The organism is Natronospira proteinivora (assembly GCF_024170465.1).
Lineage (GTDB): Bacteria > Pseudomonadota > Gammaproteobacteria > Natronospirales > Natronospiraceae > Natronospira > Natronospira proteinivora.
In genome coordinates this window covers 879,993-897,411 of record NZ_JALJYF010000002.1, presented here as the reverse complement: position 1 = coordinate 897,411, position 17,419 = coordinate 879,993, and the positions used below count along the sequence as shown (strand labels likewise).

At 60.4% G+C, this 17,419-nt stretch carries 17 protein-coding genes; all 17 read right to left on the bottom strand.

What is annotated here, in order from left to right; genetic code table 11:
• Positions 1-17 precede the first annotated feature (17 nt).
• The 17 genes from glmS to prpC all read right to left on the bottom strand — a co-directional run bounded on the left by glmS (position 18) and on the right by prpC (position 17,367).
• Positions 18-1,856 carry a glutamine--fructose-6-phosphate transaminase (isomerizing) gene (gene glmS, locus J2T60_RS11100; protein WP_253449996.1) on the bottom strand — a complete coding sequence of 613 codons (1,839 nt, stop codon included), beginning with the start codon at positions 1,854-1,856 and terminating at the stop codon, positions 18-20.
• A gap of 110 nt (positions 1,857-1,966) precedes the next feature.
• Positions 1,967-3,364, bottom strand: coding sequence for a bifunctional UDP-N-acetylglucosamine diphosphorylase/glucosamine-1-phosphate N-acetyltransferase GlmU (gene glmU / locus J2T60_RS11095; protein ID WP_445376061.1), 1,398 nt, complete (start codon positions 3,362-3,364; stop codon positions 1,967-1,969).
• Positions 3,365-3,531: 167 nt separating this feature from the next.
• Positions 3,532-3,957 carry a F0F1 ATP synthase subunit epsilon gene (locus J2T60_RS11090; RefSeq protein ID WP_253449990.1) on the bottom strand — a complete coding sequence of 142 codons (426 nt, stop codon included), beginning with the start codon at positions 3,955-3,957 and terminating at the stop codon, positions 3,532-3,534.
• A 13-nt stretch (positions 3,958-3,970) separates the two neighbouring features.
• The gene (gene atpD / locus J2T60_RS11085) at positions 3,971-5,368 is read right to left on the bottom strand and encodes a F0F1 ATP synthase subunit beta (RefSeq protein WP_253449987.1); all 1,398 of its coding nucleotides are present in this window, start codon (positions 5,366-5,368) and stop codon (positions 3,971-3,973) included.
• Positions 5,369-5,438: 70 nt separating this feature from the next.
• Complete coding sequence (gene atpG, locus J2T60_RS11080) at positions 5,439-6,302, bottom strand: F0F1 ATP synthase subunit gamma (protein WP_253449984.1); 864 nt, start codon at positions 6,300-6,302, stop codon at positions 5,439-5,441.
• Positions 6,303-6,343: 41 nt separating this feature from the next.
• On the bottom strand, positions 6,344-7,879 hold the full coding sequence (gene atpA / locus J2T60_RS11075) for a F0F1 ATP synthase subunit alpha (RefSeq protein ID WP_253449981.1): 1,536 nt from the start codon (positions 7,877-7,879) through the stop codon (positions 6,344-6,346).
• 19 nt (positions 7,880-7,898) lie between these two features.
• Complete coding sequence (locus J2T60_RS11070; RefSeq protein WP_253449978.1) at positions 7,899-8,441, bottom strand: F0F1 ATP synthase subunit delta; 543 nt, start codon at positions 8,439-8,441, stop codon at positions 7,899-7,901.
• Between the two features lie 13 nt (positions 8,442-8,454).
• Positions 8,455-8,913, bottom strand: a complete 459-nt coding sequence (locus J2T60_RS11065; protein WP_253449975.1) for a F0F1 ATP synthase subunit B — start codon at positions 8,911-8,913, stop codon at positions 8,455-8,457.
• A gap of 86 nt (positions 8,914-8,999) precedes the next feature.
• Complete coding sequence (atpE, locus tag J2T60_RS11060) at positions 9,000-9,287, bottom strand: F0F1 ATP synthase subunit C (RefSeq protein ID WP_301288413.1); 288 nt, start codon at positions 9,285-9,287, stop codon at positions 9,000-9,002.
• An 89-nt stretch (positions 9,288-9,376) separates the two neighbouring features.
• Complete coding sequence (gene atpB, locus J2T60_RS11055; RefSeq protein WP_253449972.1) at positions 9,377-10,168, bottom strand: F0F1 ATP synthase subunit A; 792 nt, start codon at positions 10,166-10,168, stop codon at positions 9,377-9,379.
• Between the two features lie 16 nt (positions 10,169-10,184).
• Positions 10,185-10,586 (bottom strand): ATP synthase subunit I, encoded by a 402-nt coding sequence (locus J2T60_RS11050; protein ID WP_253449969.1) that lies wholly within the window; start codon positions 10,584-10,586, stop codon positions 10,185-10,187.
• 377 nt (positions 10,587-10,963) lie between these two features.
• Positions 10,964-11,182 (bottom strand): hypothetical protein, encoded by a 219-nt coding sequence (locus J2T60_RS11045; protein WP_253449966.1) that lies wholly within the window; start codon positions 11,180-11,182, stop codon positions 10,964-10,966.
• Between the two features lie 185 nt (positions 11,183-11,367).
• On the bottom strand, positions 11,368-12,246 hold the full coding sequence (locus J2T60_RS11040; RefSeq protein ID WP_253449963.1) for a ParB/RepB/Spo0J family partition protein: 879 nt from the start codon (positions 12,244-12,246) through the stop codon (positions 11,368-11,370).
• A gap of 613 nt (positions 12,247-12,859) precedes the next feature.
• Positions 12,860-13,651, bottom strand: a complete 792-nt coding sequence (locus J2T60_RS11035) for a ParA family protein (protein WP_253449960.1) — start codon at positions 13,649-13,651, stop codon at positions 12,860-12,862.
• Positions 13,652-13,660: 9 nt separating this feature from the next.
• Positions 13,661-14,314, bottom strand: coding sequence for a 16S rRNA (guanine(527)-N(7))-methyltransferase RsmG (gene rsmG / locus J2T60_RS11030; protein ID WP_253449957.1), 654 nt, complete (start codon positions 14,312-14,314; stop codon positions 13,661-13,663).
• A 218-nt stretch (positions 14,315-14,532) separates the two neighbouring features.
• The gene (locus tag J2T60_RS11025) at positions 14,533-15,975 is read right to left on the bottom strand and encodes a bifunctional 2-methylcitrate dehydratase/aconitate hydratase (RefSeq protein ID WP_253449954.1); all 1,443 of its coding nucleotides are present in this window, start codon (positions 15,973-15,975) and stop codon (positions 14,533-14,535) included.
• Positions 15,976-16,239: 264 nt separating this feature from the next.
• Positions 16,240-17,367: a bifunctional 2-methylcitrate synthase/citrate synthase gene (gene prpC / locus J2T60_RS11020; protein ID WP_253449951.1), complete on the bottom strand. Its 1,128-nt coding sequence runs from the start codon at positions 17,365-17,367 to the stop codon at positions 16,240-16,242.
• Positions 17,368-17,419: the final 52 nt, after the last annotated feature.

Sequence of the window (17,419 nt, the reverse complement as noted above, 5' to 3'; positions counted from 1 at the left end):
CCGGATCGGAGCCGTGCTTATTCCACGGTCACGGACTTGGCCAGGTTGCGAGGCTTGTCCACATCGGTGCCTTTATGGACGGCCACATGGTAGGCCAGTAGCTGAAGCGGGATGGTAAACAGGGCCGGGGCGGTTAGCTTGCCGCCGGCCTTGGGCAGGGTAATGACCTGGCTGTGCGCATCGGCTTCGAAACCGGTCTCCGGGTCCGTAAACACGATCAAGGAGCCACCCCGGGCACGGACCTCCTCCAGATTGGATCGAATCTTCTCCAGCAGGGCATCATTGGGGGCCACGGCGATAATCGGCATGTCCTCATCCACCAATGCCAAGGGACCATGCTTTAACTCGCCGGCAGCATAGGCCTCGGCATGAATGTAGGAGATTTCCTTGAGCTTCAAGGCCCCTTCCATGGCCACTGGATAATGGGCGCCGCGCCCCAGGAAAAGGGCGTGATGGCGGTGCACCAGCTGCTCGGCCAAATGCTCGATTTCATCATTGAGGCCCAGGGCGTCTTCAATGGCCGCCGGCAGGGCACGCAGTTCCTTCACCGCCGCCGCTTCCGCCGCCTGGTCCAGGCGCTTACCCGCCTTGCCCAAGGCCAGGGCCAGCAGGGCCAGGGCGCTTAACTGGGTGGTGAAAGCCTTGGTGGAGGCAACACCGATTTCCGGTCCAGCGCGGGTCATTAGCACCAGGTCGGATTCCCGCACCAGGGAACTCTCAGGCACATTGCAGATGGCCAGGCGTGCCAGGTAAGGCTTTTTTCCAGCCAGACGCAGGGCAGCCAGAGTATCCGCCGTTTCCCCGGATTGGGAAATGCTGACAAAGAGGTAATTCTTTGGAACCACCGGTTCCCGGTAGCGATACTCGCTGGCGATTTCCACATTGCAGGGAATGCCGGCCATCTGTTCAATCTGGTAACGAGCAATCAGACCGGCATGGTAGCTTGTGCCACAGGCAATGATATGCACCCCTTCCACCGCCGGCAGGAGTGTTTCCGCATCAGGGCCGAAGACCGCCGGCAGCAAACGGTCGCGAGTCAGGCGTTCTTCCAGGGTTTCGGCCACTGCATTGGGTTGCTCGTGGATTTCCTTGAGCATGTAATGCCGGTACTCACCCCGCTCCACGGCATCAGCGGACAACTGGCTTTCAATTTCCTTGCGCTGCACGGCATTGCCGTGCGCGTCAAAAACCCGGACTTGGTCCCGGCGAATCTCGGCCACATCCCCTTCTTCAAGAAAGATGAAACGGCGGGTGACCGGGAGTAGGGCGGCGATATCGGAGGCGACAAAGTGCTCGCCGATCCCGATACCGATCACCACCGGACAACCCTGGCGAGCGGTGACAATACAATCTGGGTCCCTGCGATCCATCACCGCCAGGGCATAGGCTCCATCCAGCTCGGCAACGGCGGTCTGAACTGCTGAGCAAAGGTCCTGGCTCTCCAGCCTATGCTGGTGGATACGGTGAGCCACCACCTCGGTATCGGTTTCGGAGAGGAAACGGTAGTCTTCTTCCTTCAAGGCCTTTCTCAGGGGCCCGTGATTCTCAATAATGCCGTTGTGTACCAGTGCCAGGTCCTGACCCGAAAACTGGGGATGAGCATTGCGCTCACTGGGTGCGCCATGGGTGGCCCAGCGGGTGTGGGCGATACCCAGACGACCGTGTATGGGCTGTTCCCCCAGGGCCTCTTCCAGTGATGCCACCTTGCCCACTTCCCGGGCACGATGGAGTTCGCCGTCATCGCCCAGGGTCACCAGGCCGGCCGAATCATAGCCCCGGTATTCCAGACGGCGCAGCCCCTCCATGAGAATGGGTACCACATCCCGTTCCGCAACCGCACCAACAATTCCACACATGATTAAGGGATCTCTCTCTTGAGGTTCTTTATCTAAGCATCAAGTCTGCCCAGACTACCAGGGCTATTTCGAATTCAGAGCTGCAAGCCGCAAGCGAAGTATTGGGCTGATTATGGTTTGGGCTTGGCGCTTGAGGCTTGAGGCTTGGAGCTGGCTTTTGTCGGCCGCTTCCAGCCAGCCAGGGTCTTCTGACGGGCCCGCGACAGGGTCAGCTCACCGGCCGGGGCATCCTTGCTGATGGTGGAGCCGGCCCCGATGGTGGCGTTTTCGCCGATGATGACCGGCGCCACCAATTGGCTATCGGAACCGATGAAAGCACCATCACCGATCACGGTCTGGTGCTTATTGGCACCATCGTAATTGCAGGTGATGGTCCCGGCACCGATATTCACGTTCCTGCCCACGTCCGCATCCCCGACATAGGCCAAATGATTGATCTTGGAGCCTTCCCCGAGCCGGACGTTTTTGATCTCGACAAAATTCCCGACCCGAGTACCTCCGGCCAGGCGGGAACCGGGCCGGAGCCGTGCGAAGGGACCAATCCGGGCTTGCGCCCCAATATTTGCCTCTTCGATGACGCTGTGGGCATCCACCCGCACACCGGGCCCAAGATGGCTGTTTCGGATGACACAGCCGGGCCCGATATAAACATCGTCTTCCAATGTGACTTGGCCTTCAAAAACGGTATTGGCATCGATGAACACATCCCGGCCGCAGTCCAGCGGGCCGCGGATGTCGATCCGGGCCGGGTCGGCCAGGGTCACGCCTTGTGCCATGATGGCCTGTGCCCGGCGGCGGCGCAGTATGGCTTCGGCCTGGGCCAGCTGGGCGCGGTTATTGACCCCCTGGATCTCTTCCGGGTCGCTGGCGACAATGCCGCGCACCGGATAATCGGCCTCGGCGGCCATGGCAATGATGTCGGTGAGGTAATACTCACCCTGGGCATTGTTGCAATCCACCTGGGAGAGCCACTCGCGCAGCTTGGCGGCAGGGGCCGCCAGCAAGCCGGTATTGATTTCCCGAATGGCTTTCTCTTCGCGGCTGGCGTCCTTGTCCTCGACGATACCGCGTACATTGTCCTGAGTATCGCGAAGGATTCGGCCATAACCGGTGGGATCCTGCATCTCGGCCGTCAACACCGCGACCGAGTCGCAGGCGGCCTCCACCAGGGCCTGCTGGGTTTGGGATGTGACCAGGGGCACATCGCCGTAGAGCACCAGCACCACGTGGTCATCGGGAATATGAGGCAAGGCCTGGACCACTGCGTGCCCAGTGCCCAGCTGCTCGCTCTGCTCAGCCCAGGCCAGATCCTGATCCGCAAAAGCCGAACGGACGGCATCGGCACCATGGCCGATGACCACCACGGTTTTTCCGGCCGCAAGCGGGGCAGCCCCTGCCAGCACATGGGCAAGCATGGCTTCCCCGCCCAGGGGTTGGAGGACCTTGGGCTGGCGGGAGTTCATCCGCTTGCCGCGGCCAGCGGCAAGGATCACGACGGCGCTTTTCATGCTCATCACTCTATCCCATTCTCCTTTCCCTGAACGGTCTCGGCCCGAGCCGGCAAGGGAATTCTGACACATCGGGGCCATGGAATCCGCCCCGGATACAAAAACGCAGACAGCTCCGGGGAACTGTCTGCGCTAAAACGATCAATCAGATAGGGATCGAGGTCGGCCTAGCCTGATTTCTGACGCTTGAGCTTTTGCAACAAACGCAGACGGGCAGCGGCTTCGGCCAACTCGGCCTGGGCCCGGCTGATATCCACATCACCCTTGCGATTGGCAATCGCCTCCTCGGCCTGTCGCTTGGCTTCAACGGCGGCGGCTTCATCAATGTCGGCGGCCCGTTCAGCCGTGTCGGCCAGGATGCTCACCAGATGGGGTTGAATCTCGAGAATGCCACCACTGACATAAAACTCGAGCTCTTCACCGTCAGGCTTGCGCACCCGAACTTCCCCCGGCTCCAGACGGGTGAGCAGGGGAGCGTGGCGGGGCGCAATGCCCATGGCCCCCTGTTCCGCCGACGCGAACACCATGCTGGCCTCGCCGGACCAGATCTCCGACTCGGCACTGACGATGTGGACGCGAATGGTCTTGGACATGTCTCAGGGCTCCTTAGAGCTTCTGTGCCTTTTCGCGGGCATCGTCGATGGTACCCACCATGTAGAAGGCCTGCTCCGGCAGGTCGTCGCATTCGCCTTCCACAATGGCCGTAAAGCCCTTGATGGTGTCCTTCAGGGACACATACTGGCCGGGCATGCCGGTAAAGACTTCGGCCACGAAGAAGGGCTGGGACAAGAAGCGCTGAATCTTACGGGCCCGGGACACCGCCAGCTTGTCGTCTTCGGACAGCTCATCCATGCCCAGGATGGCGATAATGTCCTTGAGTTCCTTGTAACGCTGCAGCACGTTCTGAACGGCGCGGGCGGTGTCGTAGTGCTCCTGGCCAATCACCTGCGGGTCCAGCTGACGGGAGGTGGAGTCCAGCGGGTCCACAGCCGGGTAGATGCCCAGGGACGCGATGTCACGGGACAGCACCACGGTGGCATCCAAGTGCGCAAAGGTGGTGGCCGGGGACGGATCGGTCAAGTCATCCGCCGGCACATAAACGGCCTGCACGGAGGTAATGGAACCGGTCTTGGTGGAGGTAATACGCTCCTGAAGCTGGCCCATTTCCTCGGCCAGGGTGGGCTGGTAACCCACGGCGGAGGGCATCCGGCCCAGCAGGGCGGAGACTTCGGTACCAGCCAGGGTATAGCGGTAGATGTTGTCCACGAAGAACAGCACATCGCGGCCTTCGTCCCGGAAATATTCCGCCATGGTCAGACCGGACAGGGCCACACGCAGGCGGTTACCCGGCGGCTCATTCATCTGGCCGTAAACCATCGCCACCTTGGAGTTCTCCAGGTTCTTCAGGTCGATCACGCCGGCATCGGACATCTCATGGTAGAAGTCGTTGCCTTCACGGGTCCGCTCACCCACGCCGGCGAACACGGACAGGCCCGAGTGCTCCTTGGCGATGTTGTTGATCAGCTCAAGCATGTTCACGGTCTTGCCCACACCGGCACCGCCGAACAGGCCCACCTTGCCGCCCTTGGCGAAGGGGCAGAGCAGGTCAATCACCTTGATGCCGGTTTCCAGCAACTCGGTGGACCCGGCCTGGTCCTCGTAGCTGGGAGCCTCCTGGTGAATGGAACGACGTTCCTCACTCTTGACCTCACCACCTTCATCCTCGGGCTCACCGAGCACGTTCATGATGCGGCCCAGGGTGGCATTACCCACCGGCACGGAGATGGGGGCTTCGGTGTTTTTCACCTTCAGGCCCCGCTTGAGGCCCTCACTGGAGCCCATGGCAATGGTACGGACGATGCCGTCACCCAGCTGCTGCTGGACCTCGAGGGTCAAACCACCGTCCTCCAGGACGAGGGCGTCATAGACCTTCGGGATGGCGTCGCGGGGGAATTCCACGTCCACCACAGCGCCGATAACCTGAACGATCTTTCCGGAGCTCATGAGCTAATCCTCTGAATTACGTTTCTGAAATCGATTCCTGTCGGGCCTCGAAAGAACTCGGACCCGAGGGTCAAACCGCGGCCGCGCCGCTGACGATCTCTGCCAGTTCCTGGGTAATCGCCGCCTGACGGGCCTTGTTGTATTCCAGCTGGAGACTTTCGATCATATCGCCAGCGTTATCCGTGGCCGCCTTCATGGCCACCATCCGGGCCGCCTGTTCGCAGGCCACATTCTCCACCACGCCCTGATAGACCTGGGACTCCACGTAGCGGGTCAAGACCTGCTCCAGGAGTGTCTCCGGGCTCTTCGGCTCGTAGATGTAATCCCAATGCGCCAACAGTTCATCGTCATCGGACGGTTCCACCGGCAACAGCTGCTGGACTTCCGGCTGCTGGGTCATGGTGTTGATGAACTCATTGTGGGCAATGCGGATTAAATCCACTTCCTTCTCATCAAAGCGATTCAGGGTGCTGCGCACCGTGCCGATCAGATCGGTGAGATGCGGGGTATCCCCCAAGTGACTGGTCTGGGCCACAATGTCCAAACCCAGGCGGCTGAAGAAGGCCGATGCCTTGGCACCGATCAAGGTGAGTTCCACCTCGACGCCCTTGTCACGCCATTCCCGGATTTCGCCCAGCACCGACTTGAACAAGTTGACGTTCAAGCCGCCGCAGAGACCCCGGTCGGTGGAGATCACCATAATATTGACCCGCTTGGGATCCCGGGGAATCAGATAGGGATGGCGATAATCGGGATTGGCATTGGCCAGATGGCCGATCACCCGCCGGATGCTTTTGGCATAGGGCCGGGAGGCCTCCATCCGATCCTGGGCGCGGCGCATCTTGCTGGCCGCGACCATTTCCATGGCCTTGGTGATCTTCTGCGTGTTCCCGATACTCTTAATCTGAGTCCGGATTTCCTTAGCGCCTGACATAAGCGTTGCCCGTTATCTGCGGTCTGTCCGGCAGACCCTGCTTAGAAGGACTGCTTGAACTCGGTGATGCATGTCTTCATGCCGTCAACGATCTCGTCGTTGTATGCACCGCTTTCATTGATCTTGTCGAACAGATCCTTGTGACTGGCCTTGAGATGGGAGCGCAGACCGGTTTCGAAGTCCACGACCTTTTCCACCTCCACGTCATCCAGATAGCCTTCATTGGCGGCATACAGGGACACGGCCATTTCCGCGATGGAAAGCGGCGTGTACTGCTGCTGCTTCATCAGCTCCATGACCCGCTTGCCCCGCTCCAGCTGCTTGCGGGTGGCTTCGTCCAGGTCGGAGGCAAACTGGGCGAAGGCCGCCAGCTCACGGTACTGGGCCAGGGCGATACGGATACCGCCGCCCAGCTTCTTAATGATCTTGGTCTGGGCCGAACCGCCCACACGGGAAACCGAGATGCCGGCGTTGATGGCCGGGCGGATACCCGCGTTGAACAGGTCGGTCTCCAAAAAGATCTGCCCGTCGGTGATGGAAATCACATTGGTGGGCACGAAGGCGGAGACGTCGCCGGCCTGGGTTTCAATGATGGGCAGAGCGGTCAGGGAACCGGTCTTGCCTTTCACCTTGCCGTCGGTGCGCCGTTCCACTTCGTCCTCGTTGATCCGGGCAGCCCGTTCCAGCAGCCGGGAATGGAGGTAGAAGATGTCACCGGGATAAGCTTCACGGCCCGGGGGACGACGCAGCAGCAGCGAGACCTGGCGATAGGCCCAGGCCTGCTTGGTGAGATCGTCATACACGATCAGCGCGTCCTCGCCCTTGTCCCGGAAGTACTCGCCCATGGAACAACCGGCATAGGGGGCAATGTACTGCAGGGCCGCGGTTTCCGACGCGGTGGCCGCCACCACAATGGTGTGCTCCAGGGCACCGTGCTCTTCCAGCTTGCGCACCACGGTGGCAATGGAAGAGGCCTTCTGACCGATGGCCACGTAGATGCACTTAACCCCGGTGCCCTTCTGGTTGATGATGGCATCCACCGCAACAGCCGTCTTACCGGTCTGGCGGTCACCAATGATCAGTTCACGCTGACCCCGGCCAATGGGCACCATGGAGTCGATGGACTTGAGACCGGTCTGCACCGGCTGGTCCACGGACTGACGGGTAATCACGCCCGGCGCCACTTTCTCAATGGCGGAAGTGCCTTCGGCCTTGATCTCGCCCTTGCCGTCAATGGGACGGCCCAGGGAATCCACCACGCGGCCCAACATGGCCTCGCCCACCGGCACTTCCAGAATGCGGCCGGTGCACTTGACGGTGTCACCCTCGGAGATGTGCTTGTATTCACCCAGAACCACGGCGCCCACCGAGTCACGCTCAAGGTTCAGGGCCATGCCGAAGGTTTCGTTGGGAAACTCCAGCATTTCGCCGTACTGGGCGTCACCCAGGCCGTGAATGGTGACGATGCCATCGGTCACCTTGACCACGGTGCCCACATTGCGGACTTCCGCGTCGGCATCGAAGTTCTTGATGCGCTTTTTGATCAGATCACTGATTTCGGTTGGGTTGACTTGCATGGTCCTGTCCTACAGTAAATTAGTGACTCATCGCCGCGGCGAGCCGATCCAGCTGGCCTTTCACGGAACCGTCGATAACCAGATCCCCTGCCCGCAGCACCACGCCGCCGAGCAATGTCTCGTCATCGATCACTTCAAGTTCAATCTTGCGGCCAAGCCGCTCGCCGAGGGCTTTGCGCAGCTTGTCAGCTGAGGGCTCATCCAGCTTGCGGGCCGTATACACTTCAACGGTCATGCGGCCTTCCGCTTCGGCCCTTAGCTCGGCAAACTGACTGGCAATGGCGCCGGCCACCATCAGACGCCGGCGCTCGGCCAGCAGACGGATGAAATTGGCACCGGCTTCGTCCACACCCGCCAGAGCGTCCACCAGCGCGTCGGCCAAATCGGCCGGCACGATGGCGGGGTGCTGAATCAAGGCCGCGGAGGCCGAATCCTGACTCAGGGCGGCCAGAGCGTCCAGCAGCTCACCCCATTCCGCCAGGCGATCGGCTTCTTGGGCCACTTCAAAGGCAGCCTGGGCATAGGGCCGGGCCACGGTGCTGTAATTGCTCGATTGGGCCATTGGCTATCGCTCCTTAGAGCTGATTGGCGAGTCGGTCCAGCATCTCGCCGTGGGCCTTGGCATCCACCTCGCGGCCGAGAATCTGGCTCGCCCCCAGGGCGGTCAGATCGGCCAACTCCTGGCGAAGCTCGGCTCGGGCCCGGGCCACATCCTGGTCGATCTGGCTGCGGGCGTTTTCCAGCAGACGCTCGCCTTCACGGCGGGCATCGGCCTTGGCTTCCTCGATCATTTCAGTGCTCCGGCGGTTGGCCTGAGCAATGATGTCGGAGGCCTGCTCACGAGCCTCGCGAATGACGCGGTCGGTCTCGGCGGAGGCTTCCTCCAGCTGCTGATTGCCTTTCTCGGCAGCGGCCAGGCCTTCGGCGATCTTCTCCCGACGCTCGCGCATGGCTTCGATCATCGGCGGCCAGACAAACTTGAGCGTGAGCCAGACCAGCAGACCGAAGCTGACCATCTGGATCAATATCGTCACATTTGGTTCCACGGCGCGAACCCTCGTTAACTACGGTTCCCAAAACGGCGATCTAAAGGATTGGGCGCCAGGCGCCCGACACCTCTTTAGAGCATGCCTTCCAAAGCACCCAGGAAGGGACTGGCGACCGCGAACCAAACACCGAGGCCCACACCAATCATGGCCACGGCATCCAGCAGACCGGCCAGGATGAACATGCGAACCTGCAGCATGCCGACCAGCTCCGGCTGACGGGCAGCGGATTCCAGAAAGCGGCCACCCAGCAGGCCGAAACCGATGGCGGTCCCAATGGCACCCAGGCCCACGATAATGCCCACGGCCAGAACGGTCATGCCCTGGAGCTGGGCGATTGCAGCAGCGATTTCAGTTTCCATATCTTCCTCCGACGTTGGATAGTGCAGCTAAGTTAAAAGCTTAAGTAGGCGACCCACCCGAATTGCGGCATGCCACCCCATGAATCAGATCAATGATCCTCTTCGGCCATACTCAAGTAGACGATAGTCAGGGCCATGAAGACAAAGGCCTGCAGGACGATGACCAGCAACTTGAACAGGGACCACCCGAAGCCCAGGGCCCACTGGAGATACCAGGGACTGATGGCGATCAGGGTAAAAATCAGACTCCCGGCATACATATTCCCGAACAGACGCATGGCCAGTGAGAAAGGCTTGACGATCTCTTCAACGGTTTTGAAGAAGAGATTGATCGGCGCCAGCAAGATCTTCAACCACAGTGCATTGGCTGCAAAGGGAGAAGTCAGAAATTCCTTGCCGACGCCACCCACGCCCTTGGCCCGGAAACCAAAGTAGAAAATCATCACGAACACGCCCAGCGCCAGGCCGGCAGTGGCATTGATATCCGAAGTGGGGTTAATGCGTAGGTATTCCACGCCCACGAAGCTCGCCAGGTAGGGGAAGAGATCGTAGGGAATCAACTTGACGATGTTCATCAACAGCACCCAGACGAAGATCGTCAGGGCGATGGGCCCGATCAGAGGGTTATTTCCGTGATAGGAGTCTTTAACCTGGCCATCCACGAAATCGATGACCGTCTCCAGAAAATTCTGCATCTTGCCCGGTACACCGCTGGTGACCTTACGGGCGGCCATGAAGAAAATGAGGAAAAAAATGGCACCCAACAGCGTGGAGAACAGCACCGTGTCCATATGGAAGGACCAGAAGCTTTCCGGATCACCAATGACCCAATGGCCCAGATGGTGGTCAATATAATCGCCGGGACTGTCGTAGGTCGCCATTGTCTATCAAACCCTTTTACTGGTTATTGATCCGGGCAGAGCCTGAAACCCTGCCGGAAGCCACGGGCCAAAGGCCCAGCCAGAACCCCGTCAGCGCAACGGCAAAGGCCGTCACGATCTCGGCCATGTGCTCGCTGGCGTAACGGGCCGCCAGCAGAAAGAACAGGACCGTCATGAGCAGCTTCATGAACTCCGCCCGGTAGAGCCGGCGCAAAAACCCTTCCGGGTCCGCCGCCGCATCCACACTGAAGGCGCGCACCGCACCGTACAGGCTCATCAAGGTAACCACGCCACCGCCGGCCAGGGCCGCCAGGGCACTTCCACCCCAGAACCACCACAGGGCAGCCACGGCTACAGTCAGGCCCGCTTGCACCACGACAACGCGGAAGGCCAAACGCCAGCGTGATTCAGCCGACATGAATACCTCCGCCAAACAGCGTGCAAGGATGCGGGAAACACGGAATTCATCCTGAGGCCGAAGTCCCCGGAAACCGCATTTTCGCGTCGATGAAACCAGACCCCTGGGTGGTTGCCGGATGCCGAGTCAGACGGAATCGGCATCCCCTCGGATTCGAGGCGCGCAATTCTACATCACCTACTCCCATGGGCTCAAGCCCATGCTCGAGGCAGGCATATTAGATATATCTAACATTTGCCCGGCAGTCAGTCCTGGGAGAAGGATCCAGCGAAGACTTCAAATCAATAGCCAAGATAACGCATCAACTTAAAAGGCCAGTTGACTATTCATATTGAATGCCGTGGAGCACATCCCATTGAGCCCCGCCGATCAATTGACTAAGCCGCTTCCTTATTCTGAGTACTAGAGCGTTTGCTCGACATGGCAAGCCAAAACAGAAGGATCAAACCAAGTGGAGGGAAAACAAATATTGCAAGACTTGAACACACACCAGCAGCTATCGGCGACGGCGCTTTTTTCCAAGAAAGATAAACGGCGAGCGGTATAGCCAGAGCTATCCAGCTTTGGTAGAGCGTCAGCGCGACTGAAAATTCCATAAACAAGCTCTCCATTGCGATAAAACCAACCCGCCAAGTTGATCCATGCAGGCCGTAGAAACAAGCGCTTTGCGTAAAACAAAACCCGGCCAGATATACGCACAACCTTAAAGGAATGTTCACAGCCTAGCTAGGCGTATCCGCGTGTCAAGAAAACTTTAGCTATGCGGTCATAGAATCCGGTCCTATTGAATCCTCTCCAGAATTCCGTCCAGCTCGTCCAGGCTGGTGTAGCGAATCACGAGCTTGCCTTTGCCACCCCGGCCCTGTTCCAGGGCCACCCGAGCGCCCAGACGATCGGTCAGGTCCTGCTCCAGGCGTTCAAGGTCCGGGTCCTTGCGGCGCCGATCCGGCTTGGCGGGTCCGTCCTTGGACTCGCTCAGGCGACGGCGGACCAGCTTCTCGGTTTCACGCACCGAGAGGCCTCGGGCGGCCACATGATTGGCCAGAGCCACTTGATCATGGCCCTTGATGGCCAGCAGGGCCCGGGCATGGCCCATCTCCAGCTTACGGCCCTCCACCAGATCCCGGACATCGGGCTCCAGGTCCAGTAGGCGCAGCAGGTTGGTGACCGAGGTGCGCGACCGTCCGACGGCTTCGGCGGCGGCTTGCTGTGAAAGCTCGAACTCTTCAATCAGGCGGGCCAGGGCCTTGGCCTCTTCCAGGGCGGAGAGATTCTCCCGCTGGATATTCTCGATCAGGGCCATGGCGATGGCGGCCTGATCCGGGACCTTGCGGATGACGGCCGGAATCTCGTGCAGGCCGGCCTTCTGGGCCGCCCGCCAGCGCCGTTCGCCGGCAATCAATTCATATCGGCCTTCACTGAGGGCCCGCACCACCACCGGCTGCACCACACCCTGGGAACGGATGGAATCGGCCAACTCGTTCAGCGCCTCGGGATCCATGCCGGTCCGCGGCTGATAGCGACCGGGCTCAATCAGATCCACCGGCAGATCCCGCAGGGAGGCCTCGCCTTTTTCGACGGCTTGCTCGGGACTGTCTTCGGTGGAGCCGGCCAGCAGGGCATCTAGCCCCCGGCCCAGACCGCGTTTCTTGGCTGCCATGGTTATCCTGAAATCACTGAGTCAACGGAATGGGGCGGATTATAGCGCAGGCCCGCCCCCAAATGTTCACCTCCCGCCAAGACGCGGAGCGTTGCTGGAATCGGCGGTTCATGACGCTGCGCCGTCTCGGAGCGTCTGTAGCGGGCCTGAGCTTTGGCTAATGGGACGCAGAGGGCACAGAGAATCCGCAGAGGCACACAGAGAAATGATTGAGCTTGGTGCTTGAGGCATCCAGACCGTTCCGGTCATTGATCTGGCATTGCTTTGGACACGGAGGCCACGGAGGGGCACGGAGATCACGGAGGGTGTTTTTGTGGGAGGGCCTTTCCAGGCCCGACTGGCATGACCCTTGGCTATTCACTGGAAAGTCGGGGCAGTAATGCCCCTCCCACAGCAATTTGTACCCATTTGTTTTTTCTCCGTGATCTCCGTGGCCCTCCGTAATCTCCGTGTTAAAAATCCAATCTCGCTAAATACCGGGCAGTCATCAACTGCTTTACAGGCCAACAATCTTAAAACCTCCGTGTTCCTCTGCGGATTCTCTGTGTTCTCTGCGTCACCTCATCCAGCGCGCTAAAGTGCCCCACGCAGCGCCTCTGCGGGACGCGGCTTGTCAGCCGGCGGCCTGGGCGGCGCGGGCCTTTTCCTCGCGGCGCAGCATCTCGCCGGCCAGGGCCAGGTAGGCCAGGGCACCCCGGGAGTTCTTGTCATGCAGCAAGGCCGGCACACCGTAGCTGGGCGCCTCGGCCAGGCGCACATTGCGCGGAATCATGGTGCGATAGACCTTGTCCTCGAAGTGCTGAATGAGCTGGGCGCTGACTTCATTGGCCAGATTGTTCCGGGGATCGAACATGGTCCGCAGCAGGCCGGCAATCTTGAGCTCGGGATTGACCGCTTCCCGGATCTGCTCGACGGTGTTGAGCAGGGCCGACAAACCCTCCAGGGCGTAGTACTCGCACTGCATGGGGATCAGCACCCCGTGGGCGGCCGCCAGGGCGTTGACGGTCAGCATATTGAGCGAGGGCGGGCAATCGATGAGGATGTAATCGTAGTCCACCATCACCGGTTCCAGGGCCTTGCGCAGCTTGGATTCCCGGCCGAAGGCCCGCATCAGCTTGACCTCGGCGGCGGTCAGATCGCCATTGGCGGGCAGCACATGCATGCCACTGTCCGTCAGGCTCTGGATGGCATCCCGGGCGCTGCATTCGCCGAGAATCACGTCATAGGCCGAGCGGCTTAACTGGTTCTTTTCCACCCCGGCACCCATGGTGGCGTTGCCCTGGGGATCCATATCCACCATCAGCACCCTGCGCCGGGTCGCGGCGAGCGACGCGGCCAGGTTGATGCAGGTGGTAGTCTTGCCCACCCCACCTTTCTGGTTGGCGACGGCGATGATATTGGCCATGAAAACCCCTCAATTCTGCCTTGTACGGCACATAATGATCTGGTGGCGTTCGGCATCCAGTCCCGGTATGGAGACCGGGCGGGCCGCCTTCAACTGCCAGCCGGGCGGACAACCCGCCAGTTCCTCGGCCGGATAGCGCCCCTTCATGGCCACCAGACGGCCTTCCGGCGCCACCCGCGCCCCGGCGGCGACGACAAACTCTCCAAGTGACGAGAAGGCCCGACAAGTCACGGTATCAAAGGCCCGTTCCGGACGGTAGTCCTCAATCCGGGACTGGACCACCGCCACATTCTGCAAACCCAGCTCCAGCGCGGCCTGGCGCACGAAGCGGACCCGCTTGAGGGCCGAATCCAGCAGAATGAATTCCATCTCCGGCCGCGCAATGGCCAGAGGCAGGCCCGGAAACCCCGCACCGGTACCCACATCCAGCACGGTCTTACCGCCTAGATCCGGCAGCAGGCTGAGCGAATCCAGCAAGTGCCGGGGCACCATTTCCATGGGATCGCGCACGGCGGTGAGGTTGTAGGCCCTGTTCCACTTTCCCAGCAGGCCCAGCAAAGCCACCAGCCGCTCCTTCGCCTCGGCATCCAGCCCTATATCCATCGCCTCCAAACCGTCGTCCAGACGCTGGGGCAGTTTTTTTGGCAATTTTTCAGTGGTCATGGTTTTCAAGGATTACACGAAGGACACGAAGAAAGGCGCAATATGTCACGCGAGATGGATGCTAGCGTCTACTATTCCATTGCGCTAGCTGCATTACCCCGAGGATGACCACGAGCTGCACATTATCATTCCCTTCGTGCCCTTCGTGTTCTTCGTGTAAAAAAACAGGCCCCCGAGCTCCCCGGGGGCCTGAATTCAACGCAAAACCCTGGGTCCGCTTATTTAGCGAAGAGTTTCATGAACTCGTGGACGGGGGTGTCGTCCAGGCTGCCGTGGTCTTCGCAGAGCTCGATGATCTCCCGGGACTTGCGGGGGGAGAGGATGCGGGTCAGGGCATCGTCGAACTTCTGCAGCAGCACCGGAATGCCTTCCTCGCGGCGGCGGCGATGACCGATGGGGTAATCCACCTGGACCCGCTCGGTCTCGGAACCGTCCTTGAACACCACCTTGATGGCATTGGGGATGGCCCGCTTGTCGGCATCGTAGTAGTCCTTGGTGAAGACCTCGTTTTCCTTGACGGTCATCTTGTCCCGCAGGGTGTCGATGCGATCGTCCAGAGCCACGCTGTCTTCATAGTCTTCGGCGGTGAGACGGCCGAACATCAGCGGGATGGCCACCATGTACTGGATGCAGTGATCCCGGTCGGCCGGGTTGTCCAGGGGGCCGGTCTTGTCGATGATGCGCACACCCGGCTCCTGGGTCTCAATCTCCACCCGCTCGATCTCGTCGAGACGGTCCTTGACCTGGTCATGCAGCTGCATGGCGCATTCCACCGCAGTCTGGGCGTGGAATTCGGCCGGGAAGGAGATCTTGAACAGCACGTTCTCCATCACGTAATGGCCGAAGGACTGGGGCAGCTTGATGTCCTCACCCTTGAACAGCACGTCCTGGAAACCCCACTTGGGGGCGGACAGGGCGGAGGGATAGCCCATCTCACCGGTCAGGGCGATCAGCGCCAGGCGCACGCCCCGGGCGGAGGCATCCCCGGCGGCCCAGCTCTTGCGGGAGCCGGTGTTGGGGGCATGGCGATAGGTGCGCAGGGCACCGCCGTCGATCCAGGCGTTGGAGACGGCGTTGAGCACGTCCTCGCGGCTACCACCGAACATGCGGGTGGCCACGGCGGTGGAGGCCAGACGAACCAGCAGCACATGGTCCAGACCCACCCGGTTAAAGCTGTTTTCCAGCGCCAGCACGCCCTGGATTTCATGGGCCTTGATCATGGCCTCCAGGACATCGCGGATCTTGAGCGCGTCCTTGCCATCGGCCAGGCGGCGGCGGGACTCGTAGTCGGCCACGGCCAGGATGGCGCCCAGGTTATCGGAGGGATGGCCCCACTCGGCGGCCAGCCAAGTGTCGTTGAAATCCAGCCAGCGGACCTGGGCGCCGATGTTGAAGGCGGCCATCACCGGGTCCAGCTCATAAGAAGTGCCGGGCACCCGCGCCCCGCCTTTCATGTCGGCGCCGGGAACCACCGGGCCCAACATCTTGGTGCAGGCCGGGTATTCCATAGCCAGCATGGAGCAGGCCAAGGAGTCCATCAGGCAATAACGGGCGGTGCTTAAGGATTCCTTGCTGAAATCCTCGTAATCACAGACGTAATCGGTAATCGCGACCAGAACGTCATCGGGATCGGGCCGCTTGGCGGAACGGATATCGGACATGGGGGTTCTCCTGGGTTTTCTCTGTTCTGAAGGTTGGGTTCTTTATTTGGTTTGGGCGGCTTCGAGCCGCCAGCTTCAAGCCACAAGCTGCAAGCTACAAGCTGTCTTTCCTAATGACAGGCAGTGGTGCCTATAGAGACTTCGGGCACTCTCTTGGTTGGCTAAAAGCGTATAGCCTTACGCTGGCACGATCTGCTTGTAGCTTGCAGCTTGTGGCTTGCAGCTGTCGGGCCAAGGGCCGACCAAGGCCCTTGGCCCGACCCTTTACGAACGCTCCTCGATGGGCACGTAGCTCTGAAGCTCGGGCCCGACGTATTCCGCATTCGGACGGATAATGCGGTTCTTGGCCCGCTGTTCCTTCACGTGAGCGGCCCAGCCGGTCAGACGCGACATCACGAAGATGGGCGTGAACAGCTTGGTGGGGATGCCCATGAAGTTGTAGGCCGAGGCATGGAAGAAGTCGGCATTGGCAAACAGCTTCTTCTCGTTCCACATCACGCTCTCAACCGCTTCGGAAATGGGATACAGGGCAGTATCGCCCACTTCCTCGGCCAGCTTCTTCGACCAGTTCTTGATAATGGCATTGCGCGGGTCACGCTCGGTGTAGACCGCGTGACCGAAGCCCATGATCTTTTCCTTGCGCTCCAGCATGCCGTGGATGCCCTTGGTGGCATCTTCCGCACTGGAGAACTGCTCGATCAAGGCCATGGCCTTTTCATTGGCACCGCCGTGGAGCGGGCCACGCAGGGAACCGATGGCACCGGTGATGCAGGAATGCATATCCGACAGGGTGGAGGCGCAGACCCGGGCGGTGAAGGTGGAGGCATTAAACTCATGCTCGGCATACAGGATCAGGGAGACATTCATCACCCGGGCATGCAGTTCATTGGGGGCCTTGCCATGCAGCAGATGCAGGAAATGCGCGCCGATGGACTCATCATCGGTTTCGGTCTCGATCCGCTTGCCGTGGTGGCTGAACTGATACCAGTAGCAGATGATGGAGGGGAAGGCCGCCAGCAGACGGTCCGCCGCATCATCCTGATCGGAGAAGTCCTCGGCCTCGGTTTCCAGGTTGCCCAGCATGGAAGCGCCGGTACGCATCACATCCATGGGATGGGCTTCGGCGGGAATCCGCTCCAGCGCGTCTTTCAGTGCCTGGGGCAGACCACGGCCTTTCTTGATCTTGGCAATATAGGCATCCAGCTCGGCCTTGGTGGGCAACTTGCCGTGGAGCAGCAGATAAGCCACTTCTTCGAAGCGGGCCTTTTCCGCCAACTCTTCAATATCGTAGCCACGATAGGTCAGGCCAGTGCCTTCCTTGCCCACGGTACAAAGCGCGGTTTCACCGGCGACCATGCCTCTAAGGCCGGCGCCCATCTTTTTCTCAGCCATCATCCTTCTCCTAGGTTTCTAAACCGTGGGAGCGGCTTTCCTGCCGCGACCG